The organism is Pseudomonas sp. HD6515 (assembly GCF_024971855.1).
Classification (GTDB): domain Bacteria; phylum Pseudomonadota; class Gammaproteobacteria; order Pseudomonadales; family Pseudomonadaceae; genus Aquipseudomonas; species Aquipseudomonas alloputida.
Genome location: NZ_CP079827.1, coordinates 125,001 through 144,911, shown reverse-complemented (window position 1 = coordinate 144,911; position 19,911 = coordinate 125,001). Strand labels below are relative to the sequence as shown.

8 protein-coding genes, 2 tRNA genes and 6 rRNA genes (1 of these 16 cut by a window edge) are annotated in these 19,911 nt (G+C 56.6%); 6 read left to right on the top strand and 10 right to left on the bottom strand.

What is annotated here, in order from left to right:
• Positions 1–845 precede the first annotated feature (845 nt).
• Both KW568_RS00675 and KW568_RS00670 read left to right on the top strand, forming a co-directional pair.
• Positions 846–3,002 carry a type I secretion system permease/ATPase gene (locus tag KW568_RS00675; protein ID WP_003256004.1) on the top strand — a complete coding sequence of 719 codons (2,157 nt, stop codon included), beginning with the start codon at positions 846–848 and terminating at the stop codon, positions 3,000–3,002.
• Between the two features lie 7 nt (positions 3,003–3,009).
• Positions 3,010–4,368, top strand: a complete 1,359-nt coding sequence (locus KW568_RS00670) for an HlyD family type I secretion periplasmic adaptor subunit (protein WP_014859068.1) — start codon at positions 3,010–3,012, stop codon at positions 4,366–4,368.
• A gap of 155 nt (positions 4,369–4,523) precedes the next feature.
• Here KW568_RS00670 and lapD read toward each other — a convergent pair whose 3' ends face one another.
• Both lapD and lapG read right to left on the bottom strand, forming a co-directional pair.
• Positions 4,524–6,470: a cyclic di-GMP receptor LapD gene (lapD, locus tag KW568_RS00665; RefSeq protein ID WP_003256007.1), complete on the bottom strand. Its 1,947-nt coding sequence runs from the start codon at positions 6,468–6,470 to the stop codon at positions 4,524–4,526.
• Between the two features lie 10 nt (positions 6,471–6,480).
• The gene (gene lapG, locus KW568_RS00660) at positions 6,481–7,242 is read right to left on the bottom strand and encodes a cysteine protease LapG (RefSeq protein WP_011953175.1); all 762 of its coding nucleotides are present in this window, start codon (positions 7,240–7,242) and stop codon (positions 6,481–6,483) included.
• 203 nt (positions 7,243–7,445) lie between these two features.
• On the opposite strand from lapG, the gene KW568_RS00655 reads away from it, so the two are divergent.
• From KW568_RS00655 to KW568_RS00640, 4 genes are all read left to right on the top strand, one after another.
• Entirely contained in the window at positions 7,446–8,135 is a 690-nt protein-coding gene (locus KW568_RS00655) for a GntR family transcriptional regulator (protein WP_003256010.1), read from the top strand.
• A 106-nt stretch (positions 8,136–8,241) separates the two neighbouring features.
• Positions 8,242–8,745 (top strand): sigma-70 family RNA polymerase sigma factor, encoded by a 504-nt coding sequence (locus KW568_RS00650; RefSeq protein WP_003256011.1) that lies wholly within the window; start codon positions 8,242–8,244, stop codon positions 8,743–8,745.
• 4 nt (positions 8,746–8,749) lie between these two features.
• Entirely contained in the window at positions 8,750–9,706 is a 957-nt protein-coding gene (locus KW568_RS00645) for a FecR family protein (RefSeq protein WP_080635000.1), read from the top strand.
• Between the two features lie 165 nt (positions 9,707–9,871).
• On the top strand, positions 9,872–12,286 hold the full coding sequence (locus KW568_RS00640; RefSeq protein ID WP_004577157.1) for a TonB-dependent siderophore receptor: 2,415 nt from the start codon (positions 9,872–9,874) through the stop codon (positions 12,284–12,286).
• 66 nt (positions 12,287–12,352) lie between these two features.
• Here the strand turns inward: KW568_RS00640 and rrf (KW568_RS00635) are convergent.
• The 8 genes from rrf (KW568_RS00635) to KW568_RS00600 form a co-directional block, all read right to left on the bottom strand.
• A 5S ribosomal RNA gene (gene rrf / locus KW568_RS00635) occupies positions 12,353–12,468 on the bottom strand.
• Between the two features lie 109 nt (positions 12,469–12,577).
• Positions 12,578–12,693 (bottom strand): 5S ribosomal RNA (gene rrf, locus KW568_RS00630).
• A 131-nt stretch (positions 12,694–12,824) separates the two neighbouring features.
• Positions 12,825–15,717 (bottom strand): 23S ribosomal RNA (locus KW568_RS00625).
• Positions 15,718–15,960: 243 nt separating this feature from the next.
• Positions 15,961–16,036: transfer RNA gene (locus KW568_RS00620), tRNA-Ala, on the bottom strand.
• A 24-nt stretch (positions 16,037–16,060) separates the two neighbouring features.
• Positions 16,061–16,137 (bottom strand) — tRNA-Ile (locus KW568_RS00615).
• Positions 16,138–16,222: 85 nt separating this feature from the next.
• Positions 16,223–17,759 (bottom strand): 16S ribosomal RNA (locus tag KW568_RS00610).
• Between the two features lie 446 nt (positions 17,760–18,205).
• Positions 18,206–18,321: ribosomal RNA gene (rrf, locus tag KW568_RS00605) — 5S ribosomal RNA — on the bottom strand.
• 130 nt (positions 18,322–18,451) lie between these two features.
• A 23S ribosomal RNA gene (locus KW568_RS00600) occupies positions 18,452–19,911 on the bottom strand; it runs 1,433 nt beyond the window's last position.
• Together the 16S, 23S and 5S rRNA genes with 2 tRNA genes alongside form the textbook arrangement of a ribosomal RNA operon.

The window sequence follows — 19,911 nt, the reverse complement described above, 5'->3', positions numbered from 1 at the left end:
ACCTTATACATGCCATCCTAAACAATCGGCAATGTAATGTCACATTGATATTTGTACCTTAGCCAAGCGTTTCCTTAGGACAAATGTCTTACATCATCTAAAGGGTGTTAAGCCGTCAGCTCCAGCACTTTTTCATACACCTCAACACCCGTAAATCATGCGGCGAGACTGTCCTCCTTCGGCAATGTCAGCATTACTGGCGTCAATATCCAGATCACTGTCAAATGCCCGGACACTGATTGCCGAATAAGCACAAACCTTGCCGGAATGCGGCCAGGCAGAGGTCGATAACCAGCATGACCCGGGAGCGCTTGCTCGCTCGAGGCACACCAGGCTTTCAACGCTGCGCAAGCACAAGCAGCGATTTGTCGCAAATCAAAGACATGGCGTACGAGTGCGCAAATACTGGCCTCCCTATCATGGGAAATCGCTTGCGAATATTGAATGCAAGAAAGCAAAGGATCTGCTTTCTATAGATGAATTTTGACTAACAAGCCACGGATATGCGCCAACAAACCAGCGCCTGTTTACTGACAATGACTAAGCTGGAACCCACAGCCCTTGCTTCCCTTGGCTGAGTGGCAGGCTATCCTGCAACAAGCCGGATGATGGCTGGATCAAAAATGAAACAATCATTGCCCCGCTAAGTCTGGTGAAAATGAAGCACGTAGAATTGTTTACTCAACACCGATTCAAGGCGAACATTGGCCAGCTGCTCAAGCACCGGGGCGTGATAACCCTAATCAGCACAGCTTTGCCGTACCAATAGAGAGCCAGGGTGAGCCGACCCGACCTTAACGACGGCACACCCACCCCACCCACCACAAGGATGAAGAGAGCGCCGCGTGGAATCCGAAGTCAGTCGAGTCCAACTCAGCCACGATCCACGCAGTCAGCATGACGATCCCCTGCTGGATAGTCTGCTGAGCCTGTGTGTCCTGCACCAGAAGCCCGCCAGCCGGGTCATGCTGACAACAGGCCTACCGCTACCCGCCCAGCGCCTGAGCCCTGAACTGCTGCCCCGCGCTGCAGCCCGGGCAGGCCTGCAGGGGCGCCTGCTTCAGCGAAAGCTGGAGCAGATCCCAAGTATCGCCATGCCGGCCATGCTGCTGCTCAAGGAGGGCCGCAGCGCCGTCCTGCTCGGCTGGGAGAACGATGACACCGCGCGCCTGCTACTCAGCGAGAGCGACGGTGGCGAGGTGCACGTCAGCCGCGAAGCACTGCTAAGCGACTACAGCGGCCGCGTGTTCTTCGCGCAGCCGCAGCACAAGTTCGATGTCAACCACGGCAACCTCATCCCACGCGCGAAGTCGTGGTTCCGCGACACCCTGCTGCGCAGCAAGTGGTTGTATATCGACGCTATCGCCGCCAGCCTGGTGATCAACCTGATCGCCTTGGCCGCGCCGCTGTTCGTGATGAACGTGTATGACCGGGTGGTGCCAAACCAGGCCACCTCGACGCTCTGGGTACTGGCCATCGGTATCGCCGGCGCGTACATCTTCGACCTGATCCTCAAAGGCCTTCGCGGCCTGTGCCTGGACCTGGCAGGCAAGAAGACCGACCTGATCATCTCGGCAACGCTGTTTGAACGTATCGTCGGCATGTCGATGAAGTACCGGCCGGCGCGGGTCGGCAGCTTTGCCCAGAACATTCACGAGTTCCAGGGCCTGCGCGACTTCCTCGCCTCGCTGACCCTGACCAGCCTGATCGACCTGCCCTTTACCATCCTGATTTTGATCGTCATCGCCATCATTGGCGGGCACCTGGTGTGGATACCGATCATCGCTTTCCCGCTGGCTCTGGGCATCGGCTACGCCCTGCAGCGGCCACTGATGGCGACCATGGAGCGGACCATGGCTTTGGCATCAGAGCGCCAGTCCAGCCTGATCGAAACCCTGGCGGGTCTGGATGCGGTAAAGGTCAACAACGCCGAAAGCGAACGCCAGTATATGTGGGAGCAAACCCTCGGCACCCTGAGCCGGCTGGAACTGCGCGTGAAAGTGCTGTCGAGCCTGGCGATGAACATCACCCTGCTGATCCAGCAACTGGCAGGCGTGGCAATGATCTGCGTCGGCGTGTACCTGATCATCGACGGCAACCTGAGCATGGGCGGGCTGGTGGCTTGCTACATGCTCAGCGGCCGCGCCCTCGGCCCGTTGGGCCAACTCAACGGCCTGCTCGCCCGCTACCAGCAAGCCAAGGTGACCATGGTCTCCACCGACCACATGATGGATCTACCCCAAGAGCGCAACTTCGAAGAGCGCCCGCTGAGCCGCAAGGTGCTACAGGGCAGCGTCGAGTTCCGCGGTGTCGACTTCACTTATCCGAACCAGCAGAACCTGGCCCTGAAGAATATCAACCTGACCATCCGCCCTGGCGAGAAGGTCGGCATCATCGGTCGCAGCGGCTCGGGCAAGAGCTCGCTGGCCAAGCTCATTGTCGGCCTGTACGAGGCCGATGGTGGCTCGCTGCTGGTCGATGGCGTCGACATTCGCCAGATCGATGTCAGCGAACTGCGCCACAACATCGGCTACGTCCCACAGGACATCCAGCTGTTGGCCGGCACCTTGCGTGACAACCTGGTCAGCGGCGCCCGCTACATCGAGGACGAATTGATCCTGCAGGCCGCTGAACTGGCGGGCGTACATGAATTCGCCCGGCTGCACCCCGACGGCTACGAGCTGCAAGTGGGTGAACGCGGGCAGAACCTGTCCGGCGGCCAGCGGCAGAACGTCGCCTTGGGCCGTGCGCTGCTGCTCAACCCGCAGATCCTGCTGCTGGACGAGCCGACCAGCGCCATGGACAACACCGGTGAAGAACGCCTCAAGCAGCGCCTGCAAGCGGTGGTGGAGGGCAAGACGGTACTGCTGGTCACGCACCGTGCCTCGTTGCTGTCGCTGGTAGACCGGCTGATCGTGATCGATCGCGGGCAGATTGTCGCCGACGGCCCGAAAGCCGCGGTCATGGATGCACTGAAGAAGGGGCAGATCAGTGTTGCATAAGCTGGATATGGGGCAGTTCAAGGACGGCCTGCGGCGCTATTTCAAAGGCAGCGACTCGCTTGGCGGCCAGCCGCTGCCCGAGGTAAACAAAGCCCTGATCGAAGATGCACCGCGGGTGGTGCGGCTGACCATCTGGGGCGTGATCCTGTTCTTCGTGTTCTTGATTGTATGGGCCAGCGTTGCGCCCATCGACGAAGTTACGCGGGGTGAAGGCAAGGCCATTCCCTCTTCCAAGGTACAGAAGATCCAGAACCTGGAGGGCGGCATCGTCGCCGAAATCTTCGCCAAGGAGGGGCAGATCGTCGAAGTGGGCCAGCCATTGCTGCGCCTGGATGAAACCCGCTTCGCCTCCAACGTTGGTGAAACCGAGGCTGACCGCCTGGCCATGGCCCTGCGGGTCGAACGTTTGAGTGCCGAGGTACAGGACAGCCCGCTGATAATCGACGAAAAGCTGCGTAAAGCCGCGCCAAACCAGGCGGCCAGTGAGGAGTCGCTGTACCAGAGCCGGCGCCAGCAACTGCAGGACGAAATTGGCGGCCTGCAACAGCAGTTGGTCCAACGCCAGCAGGAACTGCGCGAATACAGCTCCAAGCGCACCCAGTACGCCAACAGCCTTGAGCTGCTGCGCAAGGAAATCAGTATGTCCGAACCGCTGGTGGCAACCGGCGCGATTTCCCAGGTTGAAGTGCTGCGCCTGCGCCGTGCTGAAGTGGAAAATCGCGGTCAGCTGGACTCCACTGCGCTGGCGATCCCGCGCGCAGAGGCGGCCATCCGCGAGGTGCAAAGCAAGATCGAAGAGACGCGTGGCAAGTTCCGAAGTGAAGCGCTGACCCAGCTGAACGAGGCACGCACCGAACTGAACAAGGCTACCGCCACCAGCAAGGCGCTGGACGACCGGGTGCACCGCACACTTGTCACTTCGCCAGTACGCGGTATCGTCAAGCAACTGCTGGTGAACACCATTGGCGGGGTAATCCAGCCAGGCAGCGATATCATCGAAGTCGTGCCACTGGACGACACGCTGGTCATCGAGGCAAAGATCCTGCCCAAAGACATCGCCTTCCTGCACCCTGGCCAGGAAGCGACGGTCAAGTTCACCGCGTATGACTACACCATCTACGGTGGGCTCAAGGCCAAGCTAGAGCAGATTGGCGCCGACACCATTACCGATGAAGACAAGAAGACTACGTATTACCTGATCAAGCTGCGCACTGATCGCAGCCACCTGGGGACTGATGAGAAGCCACTGCTGATCATTCCGGGGATGGTGGCGACGGTGGACATCATGACAGGCAAGAAAACCATCATGAGCTACCTGCTCAAGCCGATCATGAAGGCGCGCTCGGAAGCGCTGCGCGAGCGGTGATAGCCGACCTGCTGGTTTCGCCATTGCTGTAGGAGCGGCCTCGTGTCGCGACAGGGCTGTACAAGCAGCCCTGCACATCGCTACGTGAACCTGGGGCCGCTATGCGGCCCTTTTGCGGCTCTAGGCTGTTCCTACAGCGGCGCGAGAGAGGCCATTCAGCGCCAAGGCGCAGGCTCACCCACCAGTTGCCCCTGAATCCCGCCTACTCCCATCTCCAGCAACACCAACCGCTCCCCTTCCGTCTCGACTCGCTCAGCAATCAGCGGCAGGTCGATGCTATGCGCCGCACGCTGGATCGCTTCGATGAACAGCCGCTTGTGCTGCTCATGATCGATGTTGCGGATGTAACTGCCGTCAATCTTCAGGTACGCCAGGCCCAAGTGCGCCAGGTTGCCAATCATGCTGAAGCGCCCACCGAAGCGTTGCAAAGCCAACCCGAAACCTAGCCCATGCAGGCGCCGGGTGAGTTGCTCCAATGCTGCCTGCTCAGGCAACTGCTCCTCGCCAATTTCAAAAACCAGCCGCGGGCCGAGCGCCGCATTCTGGCCCAGCAGCTCGAAAATGCGTTGAAGGGCCTTGGGGTCGGCCAGGGTGGCGGCGGACAGGTTCAACGCCAGCACCTGGTCATGCCCTCGCAGGTGCGCCAACACTTTCTCCAGCACCAGCACATCCAGCCGCGGCATCCAGCCGAAGCGCTCCAGCCAAGGCAGGAAGCGGCCCGCCGGCAAGGCCTCGCCCTGGCCATCGCGCAAACGCGAAATAACTTTGTGGTGCAGTACCCGTTGCGAGGAAGCGCACTCCATCACTGGCTGGAAGAACAACTCGAAATGCCCATTGATAAACGCCTGGTCGAGCCGTTCGTGCCAGGCATGCTGGCTATCTGCGGCAACCGCAGCAACACCTTGCTCAAGGCATACCCAGCCCGGCGTTGGCTGGTTCTCAGCGCGGGCCAGAGCCTCGTCGGCGAGCTTCAGCAATGCCTGTGGTGAATCACCAGGGCTGAATGGTGCCAGGCCTATACAAGCCACCGGGTCTATATCACTGGCCCCCGTTTCGTGCAGGCTCTGCAACGTTGCCTCCAGGGCCTGGGCAAGGTGTACGGCCTCCTCATGCACCATGCCCGGTGCCAGCACTGCAAATTCACCGCCGCGGCTGCGGGAAATGAGGTCGTTGGTTTCCGGGTAGCTGGCACAAGTACGACGCAGCTGTTCACCTACCGCTTGCAGCAACTGGTCGGTACGCTGGCCGCCAAGGCGGGCGTTCAGGCCAGCCAGGCCCTGAACCCGCAGCAACAGCAGGTAGCCGGCGCGCGCGTCTTCCAGGTTGCTTACCCGATTGTTCAGCTGCATTTCAAAATAGCGGCGGTTCGACAGCCCGGTCAGGCTGTCCTGGTAGGACTCCGCACGCAGCCGCTCACTGCGCTCGGCCTGCTCGGTGAACAGGGCTTTGAGTTTCTCGACCATCTGGTTCATCGCTTGCACTACGCGGCGTAGCTCCGGCGTGCGTGGCAACTCTGGCAGGCTGAGGAATTCGCGGCGAGCAATAGCGTGGGATTGCTCGACCATGTAGTCCAGCGGCCTCAACTGGCGGCGCAACAGCAAAGCACCGAGCACGGCACTGGCCGCACCGCACAACAGCAACCAACCCAGGCTGCCCAAGGCACTTTGCCAAAGCTTGGCAATGGCGAACATCGGGTGGCTGATCACTTCAACGCGCGCGGCCTGCTGCCAGCCACGACTGACGATTGCATCGCCGCCGGCGGCCTCAAGGCCGATCAGGCGCACGAACCAAAGCGGCACACCGCCAGGGTCTGGCTCGGCGTGTCGCTCCACCAGCACGGCATTGGAACCCAGGTCGACGACCTTGATGCTTGCATAGTAACCACTGTCGAAAATCGAGCTGACCATCAGCTCGACCATCGCTGGGTCGTCGATATTCGGCGTCAGCGAAAGCGCCAGCGCGGTGGCCGCATCCTGGGCGTGCGAGCGCAGCTGGTTGACGTATTGGCTGCGCGAGCTTTCCAGGCTGACCATGAAACTGCCACTGAAGGCGACCACCAGGAACAGGCAAATGGCCAACAGCAATTGTTTGAACAGTGACATCTGTGCTCCTTCAGTAAACCGGCTCGGCCGGGAACCCTTCGGCCTGCATTTTCTTCAACAAATCCTGCCAGCGTGACAGCCGCTTGGTATCACCAACCTTCTTGTTCCCTGCGGCGCCCGTCAGCCACAACCCCTCGCCATTGAAGGCGTACACCGGCAGCAGGTCGGTACGCTGGCTTGCCGGCTTGATGGCATCCATCAGACTGTCCAGCACCAAAGGCTGGGCCTGTGGGCTTGAATAATAGGTCAGGACCATGTGTGCCCGGTTCTGCCGCAGCGCCTTGACGTAGGTGATGCGCAGTTTTTCGCTGGGGATTCCCATGCGCCGTAGACTGAAATATTTGGCGATGGCGTAATCCTCGCAGTCCCCTGCACCTTTGATCAGTGCCTGCACAGGTGTGGCCCAGTAGTCGACCTCATGCCACAGATCGATATCCTCGACATAACGCAATTGCTGGTTGAAGAAGCGGTTGACCACTTGCAACCGTTCAAGCTCGGTACCCTGCTTCTGCGTGGCCATCAGGCTCTGCCAGGCATCGATGCGCCCCTGCCCGGCACCTAGTGGGCCGTACAGAGCCTGCGACTTGCGGCTGATCTGGGAGAAATCCCAATCCGCGTGCAAGCCGCCCAGCAGAAGACTGCCCAGCAGCGCGGCAAAGCCGACATATCGCACTACGGTTTTGAGCAACCAGGATATCGCCACTGCGAAGCCCTGTTCAGACCAGTCGAAAGCAGCGATGGTGGGGCTTGCCACCGCAAAAGACAATGGCACCCTGCAATCACGCACCCGGCTGTCAGCCCGCCTATACTTTCTGCTTACATCTTTCTATAGGCAGCTTCCTTTGACGTGCGACTTCCTCCACCATAGCCGCGCTTTTGGGGCGCCCGTACCAGTGTGGGTGCAGGTTTGACACCCTCACAAGCTGTTACTAGTGTCATTGGATCCAATATAGTCATCGTTGAGGCAGGCGTCGCGTGGCCAAGAAAATCAAATTGAGCAATGTGCTGGCCAGCGAGCAGTTGTTGCCGCATCAGGCCCGTGCCGTGATCGAAGAACGCCTGCGCAGCGCCATTCTCGATGGGCGCTTGCCCCCTGGTACTGCGGTTCGCCAACAAGAGCTCGCCACCTTGTACGGCGTTAGCCGCATGCCCGTGCGCGAAGCCCTGCGCCAGCTCGAAGCGCAGTCCCTGCTGAAGGTGGAGATGCATAAGGGCGCCGTCGTTGCACCGCTGATCGGCGAGGATGCAGTGGACACCTATGCCCTTCGCGTATTGCTCGAGAGCGAGGCGCTGCGCCAGTCTATCCCGCTGCTTGATGCCAGCGACATCGCCAGCGCCCGCGGGTATATCCAGCAACTGGAGAACGAGACCAGCCACACCGAAATTGGCCGCCTCAACCGCCTGCTCCACATGGCGCTGTACAGCAAGGCGCCGAACAAGAAACTACTGCGCCTTATCGAGAACGAACTGAACGAGGAAGAACGCTTCCTGCGTTTCCATCTTTCGTCCATGGGCCTGGGCAAGCTCACTCAGGACGATCACAACGCACTGGTAGACGCAGCCAGCGACAAGCTGGTGGACGAAGCGGTAGCGGTGCTGGAACGGCACCTCAATGGCGGGGCGCGGGTGATCCGCAATTACCTGGATACGCAATTGGGGCGTTAGCCCATTACCGGCTTTACGCGGTAATTGATGGGTTGCAAATTAATCTTGCTCCGCCAACAATGAGACTAATTATCATTAACGTCCATTGATGCCGGCGCCCTCCTCCATGCCCAGCAACGATTCCGTGCAAACGCTCTACAGTGACCACCACGGCTGGTTGCATACCTGGCTGCGTAGCAAGCTCGGCAACGCAGCCGATGCGGCTGACCTCGCCCAGGATACCTTCGTCCGCTTGCTACAGCGTCGTGAGCAATTGCAGCTGAATGCTCCCAGGGCCTTCCTGCGCACGGTAGCGCGTGGGTTGGTGATCGATCATTGGCGCCGCGAGGAACTGCACAGGGCCTACCTGGAGGCTTTGGCCCATGTGCCGGAAGCCCTGGCCCCCTCAGTCGAGACCCGCGAGCTGCTGCTGGAATTGCTTGAGCGTATTGCACGCATGCTCGACGGCCTCAAACCCAAGGTCCGTCGCGCATTCCTGCTGGCTCAATGCGAGGGGCTGAAGCATCAGGCCATCGCCGAACAGATGGGGATCTCCGTGCGCACCGTTGAGCGCTACATCGCCGATGCGCTCTATCACTGCTACGTGCTGCGCTATGAAGACGACTGCTGAATCCATGACCGTCGCACGCCCTGATACAAAAACGGTCAGGCAGGCCATTCAGTGGATGCTGCGGCTGCGTGAAAGCGGGCACGATCCAGCTCTGCAACAACAGTGCGCGCATTGGCGCAGCAGCCACCACGAAAACGAACAGGCCTGGCAGCGTGTGGTTCACCTTCATCAGGACCTTGACCTGCGCGCTATTCCCGGTGCCGGGCTGGCATTGCAGACACTGGAAACCAGCCAGCAGCGCCTGCGCCGCCGACAGGCGCTGAAGCTGCTTGGCGGCGTTGTCATGGCAGGATCTGCGAGCTGGCTGGCCAAAGACCTCGATACTGTGAGTGCCTGGACGTCAGACTATGCCACCGCCACGGGCGAGCGACGCGTCTTCACCCTGCCCGATGGCTCACTGATGCAACTCAATACCTGCAGTGCCGTGGACCTGGCCTTCCATGATCAACAGCGTCTGGTCCGCTTGAAGCATGGGGAATTGATGATCAACTGCAACCCCCGGCATCCCCTGCTGGTACAAACCCGCGACGCGCTGCTGGAAGGCTTCGAAGGACGCTTTGTGGCCTATCAGGATAGCGACTGCACACGTGTCAGCGTCAGCCACGGCAAAGTGGCGATACACCGGCCTGGTACTGGCCAACTTCAGTGGATCGAAGGTGGCCAGAACTGGCGCCTGGATGCTCAAGGTGCGCACCGGCTCGCGCACATGGAGATGGATGCGATGGCCTGGACTGAAGGGTTGATCGTCACTCAGGACATGCGCCTCTCCAACTTCCTCGCGCAGGTCAGCCGCTATCGCCATGGTTACCTGGGCTGCAGCAATGAGATTGCCGACCTGCGCCTGTCGGGGGTGTTCCGCCTCGAAGACCCGGAACAACTGCTTCGGCTGCTACCGCAGACGTTGCCCGTACGACTTCGTCGACGTACACGCTGGTGGGTGCATGTAGAGAGCATGACCTGATAAGGCGTTATCGATTTCTGGCGGGTTTTGAATCCAGGTCCGGCTAGGACAGTAAGCAACACTTTCTGCCCTCGACACTTTAACGGACCCTTCATGCCTACCAACCCGGTGTTAACCCACACTTTCAGCCCGAATGATATTCGTCCAGTCCTGCAATCAGCTCACTTGCGCCACGCCATCCGGGCTGTTCTGTTTGGTACCGCCCTGGGCCTGGCAACTGCTCCGCAACTTTCCGTAGCGGCCGACACAGCCGAAGTGAGCCATGACTATGCAATACCGGCTGGCCAACTGACCGATGTGCTCAACAAGATCGCTCGTCAGGCCGGCATCACCCTATCGAGCACGCCTCAGCTGACCGATGGCCTGCATTCCAACGGACTGCAGGGGCAGTACACTACCGATCAAGCGCTGCGCCAGTTGCTAAATGGCAGCGGACTGGAAGCCGTCAGCCAGGGGGGACGTAACTATGTGCTGCAGGCACAGCGTCAGAACGCCGCCCTGGCATTGCCAGACACCGACATCCGTAGTTTCTCCCTCGGCAACGCACTGGGCAGCATGGAGGGTTACAACGCCACGCACAGCCAGGTGGCGACCAAGACCAGCATGCCCTTGGTGGAGACATCCCAATCGGTCTCGGTAGTCACTCGCCAACAAATGGACGATCAGGGCTCTCAGACCGTTGCCCAGGCCATGCGCTACACGCCTGGAGTACTGACCAACCCGTACGGTGCCACTCATCGCTATGACTATGTAGCCATGCGCGGCTTCAACGACGGTTCGGTGGACAACATCTACGTCGATGGGCTCAAGTCAATGGGCGACAACGGCACCTACAGCACGATGCAGGTAGACCCATACTTTCTTGAGCGCATCGACATTCTCAAGGGACCGTCTTCGGTACTGTACGGGCGAAGCTCGCCGGGTGGCCTGGTAGCCCTGACCACCAAGAAGCCACTCTTTGCCCCTTACCATCAGGTTCAGGCCACGGTAGGTACTCAGGGCCAGCGTGGCGTGGGCTTCGACTTCAGTGGTCCTGTGGATGACGACAAACGCATTGCGTATCGCCTGACGGGTTTGGCGGATGCTTCCGACACTCAGTTCGACCACAACAAGGAAGAACGTTACGCCATCGCCCCTGCTATCAGTGTCGACTTCACCGAAGACACCTCACTCACGCTGCAGGCCTATTTGCAGCACGACCCTGACGGTGGGTACCACGGCGGTAACCCTGCTGATGGCATGCTGCACAAGCGCAACGGTTTGCGCCTGTCAGACCATTTCTTCGAAGGCGAGCCGAGCATCGACAACTACGAGCGCACGCAGCAATCCTTCAGCTACCAGTTTGAGCATCGCTTCAATGATGTGTTCACAGCGCGGCAGAACTTCCGTTATCAGGATTCCGACGTGTCGATGGACCAGGTGTACTCCGCCGGCTGGGCAGATGTTGACAGCAACATGTTAAATCGCGCCTATACCGGCGGCGACGAGCGTCTGCATTCGTACATCATTGATAACATGCTGCAGGCAGAATTCTTTACCGGGGCGGCCAAACACACCTTGCTACTGGGGGCTGACTACCAGCGGCGCAAAGCCGACGTGGCATGGCGCTATGGCACCGTCGGCCCACTGGATGCCGGCAATCCACAGTACGGCAATGGCAATCTTCAGGTACTGGGCGAGAACCGCTACCAGCGGCGCTTGCAACAAACGGGTGTGTACCTGCAGGATCTGGTGGAGCTGGACCAGTGGCGCTTTTCATTGGGGCTGCGCCAGGACTGGGTGAAGGTGTCCGAAGAGAACCGTGACAGCGACAGCAAGGTCAGTGATCAACGCTCCAGGTTCACCTCCCGGGCAGGGGTGCTCTACCTGTTCGAGAACGGCATTGCGCCCTACATCAGCTACTCGGAGTCGTTCAACCCGAACACCGTGTCCGACCAGCAAGGCCGGCCGCTGGCACCGACGGAGGGCACTCAGTGGGAAGCCGGCATCAAATATCAGCCACCAGGGAGCGACAACCTGTTCACCGCATCGGTGTTCCGCATCGAGCAGGAGAATTTGGCGTCTAAACAGCCTGACGAAGACTTCTATCGCCCTGTCGGTGAAGTCCGCTCGCAAGGGCTGGAGCTTGAGGCCCATGTACAGCTGACCGACAGCCTCAAACTGCTGAGTGGCTATACCTTCACCGATATCGAGTATTCGAAGTCAATGCCGAGCCTTGTCTCAGGCAACGTGGACAACAAGGGTAATTCGCCGACTCAGGCGCCGAAACAGATGCTCTCGCTGTGGGCCGACTATATCTTCCGCCAGGGGGCACTGGATGGCCTGCGGCTGGGCGGTGGGGTGCGATATGTGGGGTACAGCTGGGTCGATGCGGAAAACAGCATGAAGGTGCCTTCCTACACCCTGTTCGACGCCTCTATCGGCTATGACCTGGGCAAGGTCGGCCTGACGGGTGTGGATGTGCGCTTGAACGCCAACAACCTTACCAATGAAAGCTACATCACCTCATGTGCCAGCCTGAACTACTGCTACATGGGTGAAGAGCGCAATGTGAGCGCCACAGTCAGCTATCAGTTCTAACCGATATTGAAACCCGAAAAAGACAAAGCCCCTGTCTGCATCGCAGACAGGGGCTTTGGGTTTGAATCTTGACGATGACCTACTCTCACATGGGGAAACCCCACACTACCATCGGCGATGCATCGTTTCACTGCTGAGTTCGGGATGGGATCAGGTGGTTCCAATGCTCTATGGTCGTCAAGAAATTCTGTGTGCTGGCCCGTCCTTAGGACGTGCCTGCGAATCTCTGTAGTTCCTACTTAAAGACAAAACCCCTACCTGCATGTGCAGATAGGGGTTTTGCGAAATGAATCTTGACGATGACCTACTCTCACATGGGGAAACCCCACACTACCATCGGCGATGCATCGTTTCACTACTGAGTTCGGGATGGGATCAGGTGGTTCCAATGCTCTATGGTCGTCAAGAAATTCTGTTGCCAGAATGTCCAGATGGACAGCCCAGCGAATTCGGATATGCGATATTTGTGGTCTTACGAATTTTCGGGTCTTTCGTCTTCACCACCGCAACCTGCGTCAGCAAATTGCTTGGGTGTTATATGGTCAAGCCTCACGGGCAATTAGTATTGGTTAGCTCAACGCCTCACAGCGCTTACACACCCAACCTATCAACGTCGTAGTCTTCGACGGCCCTTTAGGGGATTCAAGATCCCAGTGAGATCTCATCTTGAGGCAAGTTTCCCGCTTAGATGCTTTCAGCGGTTATCTCTTCCGAACATAGCTACCCGGCAATGCCACTGGCGTGACAACCGGAACACCAGAGGTTCGTCCACTCCGGTCCTCTCGTACTAGGAGCAGCCCCTCTCAAATCTCAAACGTCCACGGCAGATAGGGACCGAACTGTCTCACGACGTTCTAAACCCAGCTCGCGTACCACTTTAAATGGCGAACAGCCATACCCTTGGGACCGGCTTCAGCCCCAGGATGTGATGAGCCGACATCGAGGTGCCAAACACCGCCGTCGATATGAACTCTTGGGCGGTATCAGCCTGTTATCCCCGGAGTACCTTTTATCCGTTGAGCGATGGCCCTTCCATACAGAACCACCGGATCACTAAGACCTACTTTCGTACCTGCTCGACGTGTTTGTCTCGCAGTCAAGCGCGCTTTTGCCTTTATACTCTACGACCGATTTCCGACCGGTCTGAGCGCACCTTCGTACTCCTCCGTTACTCTTTGGGAGGAGACCGCCCCAGTCAAACTACCCACCATACACTGTCCTCGATCCGGATAACGGACCTGAGTTAGAACCTCAAAGTTGCCAGGGTGGTATTTCAAGGATGGCTCCATGAGAACTGGCGTCCCCACTTCAAAGCCTCCCACCTATCCTACACAAGCAAATTCAAAGTCCAGTGCAAAGCTATAGTAAAGGTTCACGGGGTCTTTCCGTCTAGCCGCGGATACACTGCATCTTCACAGCGATTTCAATTTCACTGAGTCTCGGGTGGAGACAGCGCCGCCATCGTTACGCCATTCGTGCAGGTCGGAACTTACCCGACAAGGAATTTCGCTACCTTAGGACCGTTATAGTTACGGCCGCCGTTTACCGGGGCTTCGATCAAGAGCTTCGCTTGCGCTAACCCCATCAATTAACCTTCCGGCACCGGGCAGGCGTCACACCCTATACGTCCACTTTCGTGTTTGCAGAGTGCTGTGTTTTTAATAAACAGTCGCAGCGGCCTGGTATCTTCGACCGGCATGGGCTTACGGAGCAAGTCCTTCACCCTCGCCGGCGCACCTTCTCCCGAAGTTACGGTGCCATTTTGCCTAGTTCCTTCACCCGAGTTCTCTCAAGCGCCTTGGTATTCTCTACCTAACCACCTGTGTCGGTTTGGGGTACGGTTCCCAGTTATCTGAAGCTTAGGAGCTTTTCTTGGAAGCATGGTATCAACCACTTCGTCGCCTAAAGGCAACTCGTCATCAGCTCTCGGCCTTGAAATCCCGGATTTGCCTAAGATTTCAGCCTACCACCTTAAACCTGGACAACCAACGCCAGGCTGGCCTAACCTTCTCCGTCCCTCCATCGCAATAACTGGAAGTACAGGAATATTAACCTGTTTTCCATCGACTACGCTTTTCAGCCTCGCCTTAGGGACCGACTAACCCTGCGTCGATTAACGTTGCGCAGGAAACCTTGGTCTTTCGGCGTGCGAGTTTTTCACTCGCATTGTCGTTACTCATGTCAGCATTCGCACTTCTGATACCTCCAGCAAGCTTCTCAACTCACCTTCACAGGCTTACAGAACGCTCCTCTACCGCATCATCGTAAGATGATACCCGTAGCTTCGGTGCATGGTTTGAGCCCCGTTACATCTTCCGCGCAGGCCGACTCGACTAGTGAGCTATTACGCTTTCTTTAAAGGGTGGCTGCTTCTAAGCCAACCTCCTAGCTGTCTAAGCCTTCCCACATCGTTTCCCACTTAACCATGACTTTGGGACCTTAGCTGACGGTCTGGGTTGTTTCCCTTTTCACGACGGACGTTAGCACCCGCCGTGTGTCTCCCATGCTCGGCACTTGTAGGTATTCGGAGTTTGCATCGGTTTGGTAAGTCGGGATGACCCCCTAGCCGAAACAGTGCTCTACCCCCTACAGTGATACATGAGGCGCTACCTAAATAGCTTTCGAGGAGAACCAGCTATCTCCGAGCTTGATTAGCCTTTCACTCCGATCCACAGGTCATCCGCTAACTTTTCAACGGTAGTCGGTTCGGTCCTCCAGTCAGTGTTACCTAACCTTCAACCTGCCCATGGATAGATCGCCCGGTTTCGGGTCTATACCCAGCGACTAAACGCCCTATTAAGACTCGCTTTCGCTACGCCTCCCCTATTCGGTTAAGCTCGCCACTGAATATAAGTCGCTGACCCATTATACAAAAGGTACGCAGTCACCTAACAAAGTAGGCTCCCACTGCTTGTACGCATACGGTTTCAGGTTCTATTTCACTCCCCTCTCCGGGGTTCTTTTCGCCTTTCCCTCACGGTACTGGTTCACTATCGGTCAGTCAGTAGTATTTAGCCTTGGAGGATGGTCCCCCCATATTCAGACAAAGTTTCTCGTGCTCCGTCCTACTCGATTTCATTGACAAGAGATTTTCGTGTACGGGGCTATCACCCACTATGGCCGCACTTTCCAGAGCGTTCCACTAATCTCAAACCAACTTAAGGGCTGGTCCCCGTTCGCTCGCCACTACTAAGGGAATCTCGGTTGATTTCTTTTCCTCAGGGTACTTAGATGTTTCAGTTCCCCTGGTTCGCCTCTTGCACCTATGTATTCAGTACAAGATAACCAGCTTATGCTGGCTGGGTTCCCCCATTCAGAGATCTCTGGATCACAGTCTGTTTGCCGACTCCCCAAAGCTTATCGCAGGCTACCACGTCTTTCATCGCCTCTGACTGCCAAGGCATCCACCGTATGCGCTTCTTCACTTGACCATATAACCCCAAGCAATCTGGTTATACTGTGAAGACGACATTCGCCGAAAATTCGTACGTTGCTCTTTCGAGCAGAACTCACAAATTTTACCTTAGCCTGATCCACCAGCAGTGAAACTGGTGTTCAGTCTATATCTATCACATATCCGAATTTTTAAAGAACGATCTGACAAAAGTCAGAAATCAACATTCAATATGAATGTTCATTTCTAAGTTCTGACAAGTTACTGTGTACGGCGAAAGTGGTGGAGCCAAGCGGGATCGAACCGCTGACCTCCTGCGTGCAAGGCAGGCGCTCTCCCAGCTGAGCTATGGCCCCGTATTCTACGGCTGAACCATGTAATGGTAGGTCTGGGCAGATTTGAACTGCCGACCTCACCCTTATCAGGGGTGCGCTCTAACCAACTGAGCTACAGACCTATAACAGGGTCGCGTTACAGCATCGTCTTTTACAATGAATCAAGCAATTCGTGTGGGAGCTCATCAGCAGGCTGATGTCGTCGATTAAGGAGGTGATCCAGCCGCAGGTTCCCCTACGGCTACCTTGTTACGACTTCACCCCAGTCATGAATCACACCGTGGTAACCGTCCCCCCGAAGGTTAGACTAGCTACTTCTGGTGCAACCCACTCCCATGGTGTGACGGGCGGTGTGTACAAGGCCCGGGAACGTATTCACCGCGACATTCTGATTCGCGATTACTAGCGATTCCGACTTCACGCAGTCGAGTTGCAGACTGCGATCCGGACTACGATCGGTTTTGTGAGATTAGCTCCACCTCGCGGCTTGGCAACCCTCTGTACCGACCATTGTAGCACGTGTGTAGCCCAGGCCGTAAGGGCCATGATGACTTGACGTCATCCCCACCTTCCTCCGGTTTGTCACCGGCAGTCTCCTTAGAGTGCCCACCATAACGTGCTGGTAACTAAGGACAAGGGTTGCGCTCGTTACGGGACTTAACCCAACATCTCACGACACGAGCTGACGACAGCCATGCAGCACCTGTGTCAGAGTTCCCGAAGGCACCAATCCATCTCTGGAAAGTTCTCTGCATGTCAAGGCCTGGTAAGGTTCTTCGCGTTGCTTCGAATTAAACCACATGCTCCACCGCTTGTGCGGGCCCCCGTCAATTCATTTGAGTTTTAACCTTGCGGCCGTACTCCCCAGGCGGTCAACTTAATGCGTTAGCTGCGCCACTAAAATCTCAAGGATTCCAACGGCTAGTTGACATCGTTTACGGCGTGGACTACCAGGGTATCTAATCCTGTTTGCTCCCCACGCTTTCGCACCTCAGTGTCAGTATCAGTCCAGGTGGTCGCCTTCGCCACTGGTGTTCCTTCCTATATCTACGCATTTCACCGCTACACAGGAAATTCCACCACCCTCTACCGTACTCTAGCTTGCCAGTTTTGGATGCAGTTCCCAGGTTGAGCCCGGGGCTTTCACATCCAACTTAACAAACCACCTACGCGCGCTTTACGCCCAGTAATTCCGATTAACGCTTGCACCCTCTGTATTACCGCGGCTGCTGGCACAGAGTTAGCCGGTGCTTATTCTGTCGGTAACGTCAAAACAGCAAGGTATTAACTTACTGCCCTTCCTCCCAACTTAAAGTGCTTTACAATCCGAAGACCTTCTTCACACACGCGGCATGGCTGGATCAGGCTTTCGCCCATTGTCCAATATTCCCCACTGCTGCCTCCCGTAGGAGTCTGGACCGTGTCTCAGTTCCAGTGTGACTGATCATCCTCTCAGACCAGTTACGGATCGTCGCCTTGGTGAGCCATTACCCCACCAACTAGCTAATCCGACCTAGGCTCATCTGATAGCGCAAGGCCCGAAGGTCCCCTGCTTTCTCCCGTAGGACGTATGCGGTATTAGCGTTCCTTTCGAAACGTTGTCCCCCACTACCAGGCAGATTCCTAGGCATTACTCACCCGTCCGCCGCTGAATCAAGGAGCAAGCTCCCGTCATCCGCTCGACTTGCATGTGTTAGGCCTGCCGCCAGCGTTCAATCTGAGCCATGATCAAACTCTTCAGTTCAATACTGCTTGGGTTTTTAAGAAACCCTAAACTTGGCTCAGCAATCTCAAATGACTATGTGATTTCTCGCATGGTCACTTGTGATGCTGATAATCTTTTTGACTATCAGTCCGTACTCACAAGCACCCACACGAATTGCTTGATTCAATTTGTTAAAGAGCGTTTGGTTAAGAGCTTTTCGTCTCAACCGAGGCGCGCATTCTACGCTTTCCTCAGAGTCTGTCAAGTGTTTATTTTGAAGTTTTTCGAGAAACTCGTTTAACTTCAGACACTTGGCTCGCTTCGATCTCTCGTCGCGGGAGGTGAATAATACAGCATCCAAAAACGCTGTCAACCACCTTTTTACCACCACCAGCTGGCTGTTCAGCCTACCAGGAGAAGCGATAGCTTCTACTTAAAGACAAAACCCCTACCTGCATGCGCAGATAGGGGTTTTGCGAAATGAATCTTGACGATGACCTACTCTCACATGGGGAAACCCCACACTACCATCGGCGATGCATCGTTTCACTGCTGAGTTCGGGATGGGATCAGGTGGTTCCAATGCTCTATGGTCGTCAAGAAATTCTGTTGCCAGAATGTCCAGATGGACAGCCCAGCGAATTCGGATATGCGATATTTGTGGTCTTACGAATTTTCGGGTCTTTCGTCTTCACCACCACAATCTGCGTAGCAGATTGCTTGGGTGTTATATGGTCAAGCCTCACGGGCAATTAGTATTGGTTAGCTCAACGCCTCACAGCGCTTACACACCCAACCTATCAACGTCGTAGTCTTCGACGGCCCTTTAGGGGATTCAAGATCCCAGTGAGATCTCATCTTGAGGCAAGTTTCCCGCTTAGATGCTTTCAGCGGTTATCTCTTCCGAACATAGCTACCCGGCAATGCCACTGGCGTGACAACCGGAACACCAGAGGTTCGTCCACTCCGGTCCTCTCGTACTAGGAGCAGCCCCTCTCAAATCTCAAACGTCCACGGCAGATAGGGACCGAACTGTCTCACGACGTTCTAAACCCAGCTCGCGTACCACTTTAAATGGCGAACAGCCATACCCTTGGGACCGGCTTCAGCCCCAGGATGTGATGAGCCGACATCGAGGTGCCAAACACCGCCGTCGATATGAACTCTTGGGCGGTATCAGCCTGTTATCCCCGGAGTACCTTTTATCCGTTGAGCGATGGCCCTTCCATACAGAACCACCGGATCACTAAGACCTACTTTCGTACCTGCTCGACGTGTTTGTCTCGCAGTCAAGCGCGCTTTTGCCTTTATACTCTACGACCGATTTCCGACCGGTCTGAGCGCACCTTCGTACTCCTCCGTTACTCTTTGGGAGGAGACCGCCCCAGTCAAACTACCCACCATACACTGTCCTCGATCCGGATAACGGACCTGAGTTAGAACCTCAAAGTTGCCAGGGTGGTATTTCAAGGATGGCTCCATGAGAACTGGCGTCCCCACTTCAAAGCCTCCCACCTATCCTACACAAGCAAATTCAAAGTCCAGTGCAAAGCTATAGTAAAGGTTCACGGGGTCTTTCCGTCTAGCCGCGGATACACTGCATCTTCACAGCGATTTCAATTTCACTGAGTCTCGGGTGGAGACAGCGCCGCCATCGTTACGCCATTCGTGCAGGTCGGAACTTACCCGACAAGGAATTTCGCTACCTTAGGACCGTTATAGTTACGGCCGCCGTTTACCGGGGCTTCGATCAAGAGCTTCGCTTGCGCTAACCCCATCAATTAACCTTCCGGCACCGGGCAGGCGTCACACCCTATACGTCCACTTTCGTGTTTGCAGAGTGCTGTGTTTTTAATAAACAGTCGCAGCGGCCTGGTATCTTCGACCGGCATGGGCTTACGGAGCAAGTCCTTCACCCTCGCCGGCGCACCTTCTCCCGAAGTTACGGTGCCATTTTGCCTAGTTCCTTCACCCGAGTTCTCTCAAGCGCCTTGGTATTCTCTACCTAACCACCTGTGTCGGTTTGGGGTACGGTTCCCAGTTATCTGAAGCTTAGGAGCTTTTCTTGGAAGCATGGTATCAACCACTTCGTCGCCTAAAGGCAACTCGTCATCAGCTCTCGGCCTTGAAATCCCGGATTTGCCTAAGATTTCAGCCTACCACCTTAAACCTGGACAACCAACGCCAGGCT

Excerpts from the sequence above, each read along its gene's own strand:
- KW568_RS00670 (WP_014859068.1), top strand. The coding sequence starts at position 3,010 with ATGGGGCAGTTCAAGGACGGCCTGCGGCGCTATTTCAAAGGCAGCGAC.
- lapD (WP_003256007.1), bottom strand. The coding sequence starts at position 6,470 with ATGTCACTGTTCAAACAATTGCTGTTGGCCATTTGCCTGTTCCTGGTG.
- KW568_RS00650 (WP_003256011.1), top strand. The coding sequence starts at position 8,242 with ATGCCCAGCAACGATTCCGTGCAAACGCTCTACAGTGACCACCACGGC.
- KW568_RS00645 (WP_080635000.1), top strand. The coding sequence starts at position 8,750 with ATGACCGTCGCACGCCCTGATACAAAAACGGTCAGGCAGGCCATTCAG.